Annotated in this window: 6 protein-coding genes; 5 read left to right on the top strand and 1 reads right to left on the bottom strand. The window is 44.4% G+C overall.

The annotated features are described in order from the left end of the window. Positions 1–187 precede the first annotated feature (187 nt). The 3 genes from gyrA (at position 188) to QUA99_RS22265 (ending at position 5,189) form a co-directional block, all read left to right on the top strand. Positions 188–2,899 (top strand): DNA gyrase subunit A, encoded by a 2,712-nt coding sequence (gene gyrA, locus QUA99_RS22275; RefSeq protein WP_333241043.1) that lies wholly within the window; start codon positions 188–190, stop codon positions 2,897–2,899. A gap of 118 nt (positions 2,900–3,017) precedes the next feature. Beyond that, complete coding sequence (locus QUA99_RS22270; protein ID WP_333241045.1) at positions 3,018–3,674, top strand: Uma2 family endonuclease; 657 nt, start codon at positions 3,018–3,020, stop codon at positions 3,672–3,674. 222 nt (positions 3,675–3,896) lie between these two features. After that, positions 3,897–5,189, top strand: coding sequence for a ribonuclease D (locus tag QUA99_RS22265; protein ID WP_333241047.1), 1,293 nt, complete (start codon positions 3,897–3,899; stop codon positions 5,187–5,189). Between the two features lie 341 nt (positions 5,190–5,530). On the opposite strand, the gene QUA99_RS22260 is transcribed toward QUA99_RS22265, so the two are convergent. After that, the gene (locus QUA99_RS22260; protein WP_333241049.1) at positions 5,531–8,062 is read right to left on the bottom strand and encodes a VWA domain-containing protein; all 2,532 of its coding nucleotides are present in this window, start codon (positions 8,060–8,062) and stop codon (positions 5,531–5,533) included. Positions 8,063–8,316: 254 nt separating this feature from the next. Between QUA99_RS22260 and QUA99_RS22255 the strand changes: the two genes are divergently transcribed. After that, positions 8,317–9,303 carry an AEC family transporter gene (locus tag QUA99_RS22255; RefSeq protein ID WP_333241050.1) on the top strand — a complete coding sequence of 329 codons (987 nt, stop codon included), beginning with the start codon at positions 8,317–8,319 and terminating at the stop codon, positions 9,301–9,303. Between the two features lie 167 nt (positions 9,304–9,470). Then, the gene (locus QUA99_RS22250) at positions 9,471–15,347 is read left to right on the top strand and encodes an AAA family ATPase (RefSeq protein WP_333241052.1); all 5,877 of its coding nucleotides are present in this window, start codon (positions 9,471–9,473) and stop codon (positions 15,345–15,347) included. Positions 15,348–15,356 lie beyond the last annotated feature (9 nt).

Genomic DNA, 15,356 nt, shown 5'->3' with positions numbered 1-15,356 from the left:
CTGTTTTACTAAACAACAATTATCTTAATTTTTATGGCTATTTTCCCATAAAGTCAAAGGCAAATTGTGATATAATTTCAGGAGTAATTTGCAATATTTGGCAGCTCTACTGAATCCAAACCGATTTTATCGCATTTTTGGCATTTATAGCGGTCAAATTTAAAGTTTTAACGGAGTTTTTCAACCTATGAGCACCTCTGAGTCGCGGATAATCCCGACGGATCTGGGTAATGAGATGTCCCGATCGTACTTGGAATACGCCATGAGCGTAATAGTCGGTCGGGCGCTACCAGATGCCAGGGACGGTCTCAAGCCCGTTCACCGACGCATTCTCTACGCCATGAACGAATTGGGCTTGGCTCCCGATCGACCTTTCCGCAAATGCGCCCGCGTCGTGGGGGAGGTGCTGGGCAAGTATCACCCGCACGGAGATACAGCGGTTTACGACGCCCTGGTGCGGATGGCTCAGGATTTCTCCATGCGGGAACGCCTGATCAACGGCCACGGCAACTTCGGCTCCGTTGACAACGACCCGCCCGCTGCGATGCGTTACACCGAGTGTCGCCTCACAGCTCTCACTAGCGACTCCATGCTGCGCGACATCGACTCGGAAACAGTTGATTTCGGCGACAACTTCGACGGTTCCCAGCAAGAACCCCTCGTACTCCCGGCACGCATTCCCCAAATTTTGCTCAACGGTTCCTCGGGGATTGCTGTAGGGATGGCAACCAACATTCCGCCGCACAATTTAGGCGAAATAATTGACGGTTTAGTAGCACTAATCCACAATCCAGCAATTACCGACCTGGAATTGATGCAGTACATCCCCGGCCCGGACTTTCCCACCGGAGGGCAAATTCTCGGCAGAAGTGGCATTCGCGATGCTTACACCACCGGGCGCGGTTCGATTACAATGCGCGGAGTCGCCGGTATTGAAACCATCGAACATCCCGGCCGCCCCGACAAAGAAGCAATTATTATCACCGAATTGCCTTACCAAACAAACAAGGCAGCGCTAATTGAGAAAATTGCCGAACTTGTCAACGACAAAAGATTAGATGGAATTTCCGACATTCGCGACGAAAGCGACAGAGACGGAATGCGCATCGTGATCGAACTCAAGCGCGACGCCTATCCCCGCGTCGTCCTCAACAACCTCTACAAACAAACACCCCTCCAAGCCAACTTTGGAGCCAATATGTTAGCGCTAGTAAACGGGGAACCCCAACTACTTACGCTCTCCCAATTCCTCAATGTCTTCCTAGACTTCCGCATTGAGACAATTACTCGCCGGACTCAATATGAACTCCGCAAAGCAGAAGAACGCGACCACCTTCTGCAAGGCTTATTAATTGCCCTAGACAACTTAGATGCAATTATTCACCTAATTCGCGCCGCTGCCGACTCCGCAGCAGCCAAACAGGAATTGATGGATAATTACGGTCTTTCGGATCAGCAATCCGATGCAATTCTGCAAATGCAGCTCCGGCGTTTGACAGCATTAGAAGCGCAAAAAATTCAGCAAGAACACGAAGAATTGCGAGCTAAAATCGCCGATTTGGAAGATATCTTAGCGCGCCGGGAACGCATCTTAGAAATCGCCGAATTTGAAGCAGTCGAAATCCAAACCAAAATCGCCACTCCTAGACGCAGCGTCATCGAACACGCCGAAGGAGAAATCGATGAAAGAGATTTAATTGCCAACGAACAAGCAATTATTCTGATCACCGAGCAAGGCTACATCAAGCGGATGCCTGTCAGCACTTTCGAGGCCCAAAGTCGCGCTACTCGCGGCAAAGCAGGCGCGAAAATGAAAGAAGACGACGGAGTAGAACATTTCCTTTCCTGCTGCGATCACGACAGCGTTTTGTTCTTCAGCGACAGGGGCGTAGTTTACTCTGTCAAAGCTTATCAAATCCCCGTCTGTTCCCGCACTGCCCGCGGCACTCCCGTGGTGCAACTGCTGCCGATTCCAATAGAAGAAAAAATCACTTCTATGGTGTCAGTCACAGAATTCACCAGCGAAGAATATTTGGTCATGCTGACTCGCGGCGGCTACATCAAGAAAACCGCACTTTCGGCTTTTGGCAACATCCGCACTAACGGATTAATCGCGATTTCTCTAGAAGAAGGCGACCAACTGCGCTGGGTGCGGAGAGCAAAAGTGGGCGACAGCATCATCATCGGCACGCGCCAAGGGATGGCAATTCATTTCCGCACCAATCACGAACAGTTGCGCCCAGTCGGCCGCGCGACGCGGGGTGTAAAATCAATGAAATTGCGATCGGGCGATGAGTTGATCAGCATGGACATTTTGCCCAGTTCAATTGTTGCCGAGATTGCGGAATTGGACGCAGAAGATTCGGAATTTGAGGGAGCTAATATTGCTCAATTAGAAACTGAAGACTCGGAATTTGAAGGGGCAGAAATTGCTGAATTGGAAAATGAAGAGGCGGAATTGGAAGATGAAGAATTAGAACTGCAAGCCGAGGAAATAGAAGGCGAAGAAGCCGAAGAAATTCAGAAAAATAGCAGCGGAGTTCCTTCCGTGTTGGTAATCACAACCAACGGGTACGGCAAGCGGGTTCCAGTTTCTCAATTCCGACTGCAAAGACGGGCTGGCAAGGGATTGACGGCTACTAAATTTAAGTCTAAAAAGGCTAAAGATTACGTAGCGGCGCTGCGAATTGTCAACGAAGATGACGAGTTGATGATCGTTACCAACCGAGGTATTATTATCCGTCAGGCTGTGAGTGCAATTTCTACTCAATCGCGCACAGCAACGGGCGTGCGGGTGCAGCGGTTGGACGAGGATGATTCGATCGTAGCTGTGGCTTTAGTGCCGCCTGCAGGTGAAGAATCGGCCGAAGAATCGGAATCTGAGGAAGTGGCAGAATAGTCATAGGTTAATAGTTTGTAAGGTGCGCGCTGCGTACCTTACTGCTGAATCATAAAAATGCGCTCGCCCCTACTCAGAAGTTTTCCCTCAAAAGTCAAAGATTTTTTCCGGTGAGGTAATGATGAGTCAACTCCAAACCAAACTACTAACTGATACCTGGGTTACAGCGACTTGGGATGAATATATAGAAATTATTAAACAGCCGGAGTACGATCGAGCAAAATGCTACTACTACAACGGACAGTTGAGGATTGAAATGGCAGCAGTCGGGGCCGATCATGCTGATGACAACGGAATTATCGTCATCTTAATCAATTTATTTGGCATTGCTAAAGGTATAAAAATGAGACTGCTGGTCAACTGTAGCTACGCCAAAACGGGTGTCAGAGGCGCTCAACCTGATGCTTCTTACTACATCGGAGATCGAGTACAAACGGCACCTCGCGGCAGTTCAGTAGTGAATTTAGATAGCGCAGTTTCCCCAGATTTAGCAATTGAAATTGCCGACAGTTCTCTCGTTGACGATTTGGGAACCAAAAGAATGATTTATGAAGAATTAGGAGTGTCTGAGTATTGGGTAGTAGACGTACAAAAAGCGCAAGTTATTGCTTTCAAAATAATTGCTAACCGGGGAAGCGAACGTCTGACGGAATCTCAAGTTTTGCCGGGACTAAAAGTTGCTTTATTAGAGGAAGGTTTGCGCCGCAGTCGCCAGACGGAAAATACAGAAGTAGGCAACTGGTTTTTAGAGGAAGTTCGCGACAATCCTCAATAGTGCGATCGACTGCATTCTTTTTTTTAAACTGGAGGCTAGAAACCCGGTTTCTACAAGTTTTGCCAACAGAAACGAGAAATATAGGAAGAAACCGGGTTTCGGAGGTCTGCGCGTGTCCATGACTAAGGTTCAGCCATGTCCGGCGCTTGAATCGTTGACAATCGATCCGATAATTGCTATAGCATAAGAGAATCATAAAGTTAATAGCAAAAGTCTGTAATAATGCCTTATTTAACAGCAGCAAACGACATCAAAGCACTCATAGCTAAATTTGCCAAAGCTAAAATCCTGTGGGTTGACACAGAAATAGCAGACTATAAATCCAACCCCAGATTATCTCTGATTCAGGTGTTAGCTGACTCCACTGATTCGAGTGGAGATGCCACTTTTCTACTAGATGTATTGGATCAACCAGAATTAGCAAAAGATTTCATCAACCAAATCATGGTCAATCCAGATATTGAAAAAGTCTTGCACAACGCCAGCTATGACATCCGATTCCTAGGCAATGACGACGCTCAAAATGTCACTTGCACATTGAAAATGGCGAGACAGATTCCTTATTACATCCTGCCCTTACCCAACCGACAACTCAAAACTTTAATAGAAACACTTTGCGATATTGCTTATGTTGATAAAACAGAACAAAGCGGCGATTGGGCAAAGCGTCCTCTGACCCAGAAGCAGCTAGAATATGCCAAGATGGACGCGGTTTATTTAGCTGGAGTGCATCGCCGCCTGCTAGAAATCCTTGGCCAATGTTACCCCGAACCGGCAACGGAAAACTTGACAGCATTGGGGGAAAAATATCAGGAAATAGAATCTCAGTGGAAGCCGCTAGATTCAGAAATCGCTGAAGTGAAAGAACGCATTAAAGCCGGGATGCTGGCCCAAAAGCTCAAAGACAGTTCTTATTTTGAGCTTTCCAGTTCGATAGCTATGAAAGTAGATTTTCTCACCCTGGCAAGATTGACGCAAACTGAGGGAATTGAGTTAAATTTTCCGGTGACGCTGACGAAAGAAATTCAAAAACAGTTAGGCAAACTCATCGATGATCCATGTTTGGAAGTGGAGGATATTGCTAGTTGGCGGTTGAATTCTAATGTACAGCAGCGGCGAAAATCTACTAAGAAGATTGCACCGGAACCGGAGAGTGAAGATTTAACAGCATTGGGGGAAAGGTACAAAGAAATTTTGCCTGAATGGAAGTTGCTGGATTCAGAAGTTGATCATCTGAAAGAGCGCATTAAAAAAGCAATGTTGGTGCAAAATAAGGAAAATACTCCCCATTTTAAGTTATCCAGTTCCTCGATTTTGAAGGTAGATTTTGCTAGCTTGGCAAAACTTGCCCTATCTGTGGGAGTTGAGTTAGATTTTATGGTGACGCTGACTCAATACATCCAAAAGCGGTTAGGGGAAGCTATTAACAAAATTGACGTGCAAATTGAGTATATTACGAGTTGGCGGATGACGGCTAAGACTGTGGAAGATGAAGATGAAGAAATCCCGTTTTAAGTAATATCGTTTGCGGTTGCATCGGAATGATACCGAGGAAACGGCAGTGCCGTTTCCCTACGCCGATTAATTGTAGGGAAACGGCACTGCCGTTTCCTGACTGTGGGTAACATTAATTCCGATGCTCACATCTTGCACCATTCTCCCTTAACAGGCTTTCGCGCCTGTGAAGCGAAGAATGAATTTGTTGTGCGGCGGGCCGGAAAACCCGCCCGTAAAAGCCTTATTGAGAAGGGTGCAACATCTCAATTATATCGGAATCATACCGAGCGTGCGTCTCGCTGGCGAGTGATTACAGCGCTAAGGTGCGCACTGCGCACCCTATACCTTCACCCTAATTCCTACTTCCCTACCGTGAAATACTCATTCTTAGCATACACGCTAATAATGCAGTCTCCCACTTCAAAAAACATCCCCTCTTGCTCATCTTTAGAAAATTGCAAATTGCCGTATTTAGAATTAATTTCCTCAGCAGTCGCCGCTTTTGCCTCCATTTCATCCGGGATAAGTCCGGTAGAACCGATATAGAAAACCAGCGGTGAAACTTTTTCCCTGTACACTTTTTCAGCATAAGCTTCCAGTCGCTCGTTTGCATTAGCTAAAGCCGCGACAAATTCGTCTCGCTTGACATCTTCTTCCTGCCATTTCGCTTGCAAAAGGCGCAGCAAACTATCTGCACCAACTTTGGCTAAAGTAGCGCTCACAATTCCGTTATCCTCCAACCCCAAAAACTCATCGAAAATCAGTTTCATCAAGTCGTCAACTTTGGTGATTTTTGTTCGGGATGACAGCGTTTTGTGTGCGAAGACAACAGGCTCATCTAACGTGATGTCAAAGGTCGGTTTTGCTAGCTTTTCGCCCGTGTTTTTGTGGTAAACTTCATAAAGGCGATCGAGAAATTTGTTGGCCGAGTGCAATTTGCCGAAGTTGAGAATGTTTTTGCTGCCGATGTCGATTTTGTAGCTGACTCGCGAATCTACTGAACCTTTGGCGATCGCACTTTTTAAATCTGTGTATTCCGTCGTCGTCGGAAAGTTGATGTAAAGGCTTTTTGACAGATAATGCTGTTTCAATTCTTCCAATTGTTCCGCTGTGTAAGCCTCGGATTCCTCCTTCAAATGAGCCGAGAGGATGCTAGAGATAATTTTAATGTTTGCGAGTTCCTCAAACACTCCGTCAAGGCTGCCGTAACGCCCGTCAAAAGGCACGAGGGGCAAAGTCTCTAACTTAATATCGTACTCTGAACGGAAGTCAAATTCTTGCACGGGCGAACCGTCTTTTTCAAGGACACCGCATTTTTTGAGCAAATCAAACACTGGTTTGCTGCTGATTTTGGTTCGCAGCGACTTGATATTAACTTCGCCGTCGCTGACAATGGTATAATTGTTGAAAGTATTGAGGTCTGTAACTAGAATTCCCGCCACTTCGGCGATTAAAGTTTCATCCTCAACTTTTACCAGCTTAGCTTTGCGGGTAATCAGCATATTGATGGTAGCGGTATTTTGATTGATGGCAAATGAACCCATTTGCACGTATTCGCCACCATCTAAGAATTCAGTTTTCAGCCAAGGCTTGACAAGGTTGCCGTTTTCGTCTCGCTTTCCTTCAATTCGCTTCAAACCTTTTCGCTGATAATTTTCTTGCAAGTGTTTCAAGTTGATGATGATGCTGCTGCTGTTTTCCTCCAATATCTCGATCAACTCCAGCAGGGAAATTTTCTCGCTGACTTTTACCCGATCGCCAATTTCATGATTTTTCAACACATCAGGCGCAAAAACAGCCTGTTCCAAATCTTCCGTAAACTCCGCTATTTGGGCATTTGTCAAAGCTTTAGCGTGTTTTTCCGTCAAAGTAGCGTCGAAGGTGCTCGCCAGCGCATACTTAGCCGTATTTAAATTGCCGTCAGCGAGGTTAGCTTTCGCAAAAGCAAACACTGACTCATCAGTTTGAGCAACGGGAACATCTAATTTGTCATACTCATCTTTGGCGACTTTCTGATATTTGTAAAAAATTCCCCGATCGTCTGCTTTCAGCCCGCAGATTTTCAGCGTGCTCGATGAACCGTTGATTTTTTTCCCACTTTTGGAAACAAAAACTTGATAATCGTATTCCTTGATTAACGGTTCTTCCAACGGCGGCGCAACGGAACTGCCTAACAGTTTTGTGCTGTCGTAAAGAGCATCATAAACCATTTTGACTTCGCCAGCGCGGATGCAATTTCCAGATAAGGTGTTGGCAATTTTGGAGAGCAGTTTGAAGTCTGCACAGGCATAAGATATCGTATTTGCAAACACATCCATGTCTTTGAGTTCTTCGCAAATTTCCCCTAATTTTGCAGCTTCATAACTGGCACTCGGGTCATTTGCATAGCCGTCTGTGTGCAAATTAATCGCTGTCATTTCTCCGGCTTTAACCAGAGATTTAGCGAGTTGCATCGACTGCGATATGCAGGTACAGCCAGCCGTGTGGATTTTTTGAATTTCTTTGATGTATTGAGAGTCAAACTTCAGCACTTCTTGAATGGGAATTCGCTGGAAGTGACAAATTACGTCCCCCTTGTCAGCATAGGAAATCAGGCTGACAATTAGCTGGTAATTGTTGTATTCGTCTAAGGTCAAAAGCTTGATTAGAGTTTCTTTCAGCGGTTCTAAGTCATAATACATTGAGCCGGAACGGTCGATGATGATGATGCTGTGAGCGACTGATTTTTCAGGGATATCGCCTGGTGTTCTTTCTAAATTAATGCGATCGACTAGATAGAATGCCTTTGCGTTTCCGGCAAAATTGTAGAGGGTAAATTTGGTGCGAGTATTGGAGGCTGCTTGGCTGCTGGAACTTTTAACTTGAGATGATTGTTTTGCTTGCCGTGCCATAGTTTTCACCTATGTTGATTTATTCCTCAACTTTATGATTGCACGCGCTTCTGTGGATGTCAAGGCCTGTCTGGAAAATTATCTGCGAAGCTGAATAAGCATTAATATTTAGCAAAGGTTGCCAAAAGTAGTGGATGTGCATCAAGGCCACAGAAACCGGGTTTTTTACCGAATCTGCGGGTAACAACGAAATATTTTCGTAAAAAAACCCGGTTTCTGACTATCGGCGCCAGTCCTAAAATATTTAGTCAATCATGGTTTATTTAGAAAATCCGCTGCTCAAACTTTATCTAAATCTGTTCGGATGGGTGGCGTTGGGATTTTTTCTCGGCCGCCTGTTACCGAGAAGCTATTCTACATATTTAGCCAAGTTTCTTTTCTTCTTTGGCACGCCATTGAGCATTGTTGCTTTTATCCGCAGCGCCAATTTGTCGGGTGCTATTTGGATGGCGCCGCTGATAGCTTGGGCGGCAATTCTAGCAGGTGGAGGACTCGCTGGGATTTTGATAAATTTCGATGTCGGCGACGAACGTTTCAAGACTCTTAATCCGATCGCCCAAAATAGCCCGGAACAAACCAGCGCTTGGAGTTTGCCCGCTCAAGGCAGCTTCTTATTGGCAGCGATGGTTGGTAATACGGGTTTTTTAGGCATTCCCGTCACCTTGTCCTTATTAGGCGCGGAACACTTTGCCTGGGCGTTGTTTTACGACTTGCTAGGCACTACCATGGCAATCAATATACTGGGAGTAGCTGTTGCTTCTGTCTGCGGTAAAAGCGATCGCCGTCAGAGTTGGTTAGGTCCGGTGCGGGCAATTTTTCTGAATCCGGCACTGTGGGCTTTTGGTCTGGGGTTTGTCTCGCGCAGCTTGCCGCTGTCGGCACAAATCGCAGAATTGTTAACCACAGGCGCTTGGACTGTCATTACTTTATCTTTAATTACGATCGGGATGCAGTTGAGCAAGTTGAATTCCTTGCACAACCTCAAACAAGTTTTGGCTTGTCTGGCGATTAAAATGCTGTTAATTCCCTTGGTAATTGGCACGGGATTAACATTTTTTGGAATCGCGGGCGCGCCGCGACTTGTGCTAGTGCTGCAAATGGCAATGCCTCCTGCTTTTGGTACTACATTGCTGGCAGAAGCTTTCAATCTCGATCGCGAATTAGCCGTAACTGCGATCGGCATGGGCTGCCTTAGTTTATTATTCACTATTCCCCTATGGATGAGGCTATTTAATTTTTAAATAAAATTGGATTGGTTTATTTTTAAAAAGGCATTTTTTCGTGATACAAATCACAACTCCCAGCGATTTAGGTCATATTAATTATACTTAACTATCACAGGAGTTGGAAACTATCTTTTCTTCTGTTAAGCTACAAACAGCCCGCCGATGAGGCAGATAATAAAAATATGAAAACTCAAAATTTTACATTGACAGGTTATCAAACGCTCGATCGCATTTACTCAGGAACTCGCACCCTAGTTTATCGAGGTTTCCGCACAGGCGACAAACAGCCCGTCGCCATCAAAGTCTTGCGGAGTAAGTATCCCAGCTTCAGCGAACTGGTGCAATTTCGCAATCAGTATACGATCGCCAAAAACCTCAACTTCCCCGGCCTCATCGAAACCTACAGTTTGGAACCCTACCAAAACAGCTATGCGCTGGTAATGGAAGACTTCGGGGGAATTTCTCTCAAAGAATGGACTCAACAAGGGAAAACTCTACCCGATTTAAGCGAGTTTTTGCAAATGGCGATCGCACTATGCCACACCTTAAATATTCTCTACCGAGAACGCATCATTCACAAAGACCTCAAACCCAGCAACATTTTAATTAACCCGGAAACCAAACAAATCAAATTAATCGATTTTAGCATTGCATCTTTACTACCAAGAGAAACCCAAACTCTCATCAATCCCAATGTATTAGAAGGAACACTTGCTTACATTTCTCCCGAACAAACTGGTAGAATGAACCGGGGAATTGACTACCGTACTGATTTTTATTCAACTGGTGTCACCTTCTACGAATTACTGACAGGAGAGTTGCCATTTCAATCCAATGACCCGATGGAATTAGTGCATTGCCATATCGCCCAAGCCACACCATTAGTACACGAAATTAATCCACAAATTCCCTCTGTACTTTCAGAGATTGTCAGCAAATTGATGGCAAAAAATGCGGAAGACCGCTATCAGAGTGCGTTAGGTCTCAAATACGATCTAGAAAAATGTTTACGTCAACTTCAAGAAACTCAGAAAATAGAGAGCTTTAAAATAGCCCAAAGGGATCTGTGCGATCGCTTTCTCATACCCGACAAAATCTATGGACGAGAAGCTGAAGTAGAAACCCTGCTACAAGCATTTGATAGAGTCAGTCAAGGTGCAACAGAAATGATGCTAGTAGCTGGTTTTTCAGGAATTGGAAAAACAGCCGTTGTCAACGAAGTGCATAAACCAATTGTCAGACAGCGCGGCTATTTTATTAAAGGCAAATATGACCAATTTCAACGCAATATTCCCTTCAGTGCCTTCGTCCAATCCTTCCGGAATTTGATGGATCAATTATTAAGCGAAAGTGATTTCAAAATAAAGCAATGGAAAAATAAAATTTTAGAGGCTGTTGGCGAAAATGGTCAAGTAATTATTGAAGTAATCCCTGAAATTTCAAGAATTATTGGCGAACAACCACCAGCGATAGAGCTATCAGGAACTGCGGCACAAAATCGCTTTAATTTATTATTCCAAAAATTTACGCAAGTCTTCACCAGTGCATCACATCCATTAGTCCTATTTTTAGATGACTTGCAATGGGCAGATTCGGCATCGCTCAAGTTAATGCAGCTATTAATGGCTGATACAAGTCATCTTTTCATAATTGGTGCCTACCGCGATAATGAAGTCAATCCAGGACATCCCTTAATGTTGACTTTGAATGAAATTGCTAAATCACAAGCAAAGATTAATACGATTACTTTAGCACCACTGAGTCAAGAGCAAGTAAATAACTTAGTGGCTGACACGCTCAAATGTTCGGAAGATGTAGCATGGCATCTTTCTGTATTGATTTATCAAAAAACTCAAGGAAATCCGTTTTTTGCCACCCAGTTTCTCAAAGCACTGTATCAAGATGGATTAATCCAATTTGACTTTGAGATCGGCTGTTGGCAATGCAATCTATCAGAAGTGACGGTTCAAGCAGTTACAGATGACGTTGTAACTTTTATGAGTTGGCAACTGCAAAAATTACCGCGATCGACTCAAGATGTCTTGCAGTTAGCTGCTTGTATTGGTAACTCTTTTGATTTAGCAACTTTGGCGATTGTTTCGCAGCAATCGGAAATTGAGACGGCTGCGGCTTTGTGGAAAGCTTTGCAAGAAGGGTTGGTTTTACCAATTGGTGATATTTATAAGTTTTATGTCGGGCAAGAAAATCAAGCACCTACATCAGAAAATCAACTGATTGTTACATACAAATTCTTACATGACCGAGTACAGCAAGCAGCTTATTCCCTGATTCCTGATGACCAAAAACAGACGACTCATTACCAAATCGGACAACTGCTGCTGCAACAGATTTCCGCACCAGCAAGAGAAGACCGTATTTTTGAAATCGTCAATCAATTAAACTACGGCACGGCTTTAATTACCCAACCAACAGAACGAGAAGAATTAGCCCAACTCAATTTAATTGCCTGTCGCAAAGCCAGAAGCGCCACTGCTTATCAAGCTAGTCGCGAATATGCCAGCACTGGATTATCCTTGTTGGGAGAAAACGCTTGGCAGCAGCACTATGAAATAACACTATCATTCCATGACGAGGCGGCGGAATTAGCTTCTTTATGCGGTGACTTTGAGGCGATGGAACAGTCGATCGAGACAGTCCTTGCTCAGGCACGATCTTTACTGGAACAGCTCAATGTTTATCGAATTAGAATTCGAGCAAAAACCTCCCAGAGTAAACTGACAAAAGCGATCGCGATCGGTATCCAGCTTTTGCAACAGTTGGGCGTAACGATGACCGAATCACCGACACCAGCCGATATTCAACAGTTAATCCAAGAGATTAGCGATTTGATTGGCGACAGGGAAGTTGCAGAGTTTGTTCATCTGCCGATAATGACTGATGCCTACGTTATTGCCATTCTCCAGATTGCCACAAGCATCCAGCCGGCAGCTTACCTCTGTGGCTCTCTGTTGTTTCCATTACTGACTTCCTTATCAGTCAAATTATCCTTGCAGCATGGCAACATCGCTCTTTCCGCTTCTAACTATGTTTGCTATAGCAGCATTGTCTGTAATCTCTTGCAAGATGTGGATTTAGCCACACAGTTTAGTCAGTTGGCATTGAATGTCGTCTCAAAATTAGATGCTAAAGCGACCAAACCTGAAGTATTAATGACGATGGGAATATGTATCCGACACCGCAAATCTCATGTCAAAGAAACGTTACCACTCTTGAGGGAGAGCTACACGACTGCTTTAGAAGTCGGATCGCTGGAAATCGTCGGGTATACTGGCCACTGTTTGTGTCTAAATTCTTTTTGGTGCAGTCAGCCCCTAGACATTTTAGAGCAAGAGACGCGCACCTACTACAATGCTTTGGTGCAAGTTAACCAATTGATAACCGCCAATTACTGCCGGATCTATTGGCAATCTATGTTAAATTTACTAGGTTTGGCAGAGCATCCCACCCTGTTGTCTGGCTCAGCCCTCCAGGAGACGGAATTTTTGCCCCTGCTGCTGTCTGCAAATGACCTATTTGGGTTGTATATCTTCTATTTGTATAAGCTGACCCTTTGCTTTTTGTTTGGGGAAATTGAGCCAGCTAACAATTATGCACTCTTAGGTAGAAACTATTTAACGGCAGCTACGGGAATGGTCTGCGAAGCTGCATTTTATTTATATGATTCTTTGATTGCTTTAGCACAGTTGAGTCAATCATCTAGTGAGGTATCAACCGCATTAGAGCGAGTCGCAGAAAACCAAACTCTTTTACAGCACTGGGCGCACCATGCTCCAATGAACTATCAGCATAAGGTTGATTTGGTAGCAGCAGAAAAATGTCGAGTGTTAGGACAAAAAAGTGAAGCCATCGATCTATACGATCGGGCGATTTCTCTAGCTCAAGCTAACCAATATGTTCAAGAAGAAGCCTTAGCCAACGAACTGGCGGCAAAGTTTTACCTGGAGTGGGGCAAACAGCGCATTGCTGGAGAATACATCACCCAAGCCTATTACGGCTATACTCGCTGGGGCGCTAAAGCCAAAGTTGCCGACTTAGAAAAACGCTATCGCCAACTGCTTGCCCCCATATTACAGCAAACCCGTTCTCAGCTCTCAACTAATGAAACTATTTTCGCATTAGGGACTGCCACATCGACCAATGACACTACTTCTAGCAGTAGCAGTGTCTCAGATACCCTAGATTTAAAAGCGATTCTGAAAGCTTCCCAAACTATCTCAGGTGAAATCGAACTCGAAAAACTGCTTTCATCATTGCTTTCTATTGCGATCGAAAATGCCGGAGCTGATAAGTGCGTGTTAATGCTCTTGCAAGACAATCGACTGTTAATTAAAGGGTCAATTACTGTTGGCACGAACCCAGTCCTGTTGCAACGCCTTCCGGTTGAGGAAAGTCAGGATATTCCTCTGAAGTTAATTTACAAAGTCAAGCATCACCAGCAGACTGCTGTGTCGATCGAGCCGAGTACCGATCCGACTTTAGTTAACGATCCATATATCATGCGTCAGCAACCTAAGAGTATCTTGTGCAGTCCGATTTTGCATCAAGGTAAGTTGATAGGCATTTTATATCTAGAAAATAGTTTAGCAACGGGAGCTTTTACGAGCGATCGCGTCGAACTGCTCAATTTAGTCTGCGCTCAAGCCGCCATTTCTATTGAAAATGCCCGACTTTATGAGCGAGAACAGGAAAAATCTAAATCATTACAAGCATCACTAGAACAATTAAAACAAACTGAAGCATCTCTAGCTAAGGAACGAGAGTTTTTGAATGCCATCATTCACAATATTACCGATGGAATTGTTGTCTGCGATGCTAGTGGGACTTTGACTCTATTTAACCAAGCAACTCGTGAATTTCACGGCTTACCAGTGGATTCATTACCGCCGGAACAATGGACAGAGTATTTTTCACTCTATCAACCTGATGGTCAAACACCCTTATCAACAACGGAAATTCCTCTGTTTCGCGCTTTGCAAGGAGAAATCGTCGAAAATGCCGAAATGGTAATTGCGCCGAAGCAAGGTTCTCGAAGAAGTTTGTTAGCTAGCGGACAAGCAATTTTCGATCCTTGGGGTAACAAAGTTGGTGCAGTAGTTGTGATGCGAGATATTAGCGATCGCAAACGAGCAGAACTTGCTTTACAGCAAAAATCACTCGAATTAGAACAAGCATTACACAACTTGCAAAACGCCCAATTACAAATAATTCAAAGTGAAAAAATGTCGGCTTTAGGTAATTTAGTGGCTGGTGTGGCGCATGAAATGAATAACCCCCTTGGTTTTATCTCTGCCAGTCTCCTTGAAACTAAACCTACTATTGCCGAACTAATCGAACACTTGACACTCTATCAAGAAACTTTCCCCAACCAGAGCGAGGAAATTATCGACCATGCCGAAGAAATCGATCTAGAATATACCTTAGAAGACTTACCTAAGATAATTGATTCCATGTCGGCGGCGTGTGACAGGCTAAAAAATATCAGTACCAGTTTACGTACTTTCTCCCGTGCCGATCGCGATTATAAAGTGCCTTTCAATATTCACGAAGGCATTGACAGTACGCTCTTAATCCTCAAACATCGCCTGAAACCTAATGACCAACGTCCCGCCATTGAAGTGATTACCAACTACGATAATTTACCTTTAATTGAGTGTTTCCCCGGACAAATCAATCAGGTATTTATGAATATCCTCGCCAATGCGATCGATGCGCTGGAAGAATCGAATCAGGGACGCTGTTTTCAGGAGATTCAAGCTAATCCTAATCGGATTACAATTCGGACAGAAATGAAGGATAACGAGTGGGTGACGGTCGAGATTGCCGATAATGGCATTGGCATGACAGAAGAGGTAAAGCAGCACATTTTTGACCATCTGTTCACCACGAAAGCGGTGGGTAAGGGAACGGGATTGGGATTAGCGATCGCTCGTCAAATTATAGTAGAAAAACATGGCGGTTCAATTCACGTCACTTCTCAATTCGGCGGCGGAACGGAATTTGTAATCACCTTACCAACTCAAGCCGAGAAACCCAGTTAACAAAATTTA

The organism is Microcoleus sp. F10-B2, assembly GCF_036704965.1.
GTDB lineage: Bacteria > Cyanobacteriota > Cyanobacteriia > Cyanobacteriales > Microcoleaceae > Microcoleus.
The sequence above is the reverse complement of the archived record's forward strand: the minus strand, read 5'-3'. Positions and strand labels throughout refer to the sequence as shown.

Excerpts from the sequence above, each read along its gene's own strand:
- gyrA (WP_333241043.1), top strand. The coding sequence starts at position 188 with ATGAGCACCTCTGAGTCGCGGATAATCCCGACGGATCTGGGTAATGAG.
- QUA99_RS22270 (WP_333241045.1), top strand. The coding sequence starts at position 3,018 with ATGATGAGTCAACTCCAAACCAAACTACTAACTGATACCTGGGTTACA.
- QUA99_RS22265 (WP_333241047.1), top strand. The coding sequence starts at position 3,897 with ATGCCTTATTTAACAGCAGCAAACGACATCAAAGCACTCATAGCTAAA.
- QUA99_RS22260 (WP_333241049.1), bottom strand. The coding sequence starts at position 8,062 with ATGGCACGGCAAGCAAAACAATCATCTCAAGTTAAAAGTTCCAGCAGC.
- QUA99_RS22255 (WP_333241050.1), top strand. The coding sequence starts at position 8,317 with ATGGTTTATTTAGAAAATCCGCTGCTCAAACTTTATCTAAATCTGTTC.
- QUA99_RS22250 (WP_333241052.1), top strand. The coding sequence starts at position 9,471 with ATGAAAACTCAAAATTTTACATTGACAGGTTATCAAACGCTCGATCGC.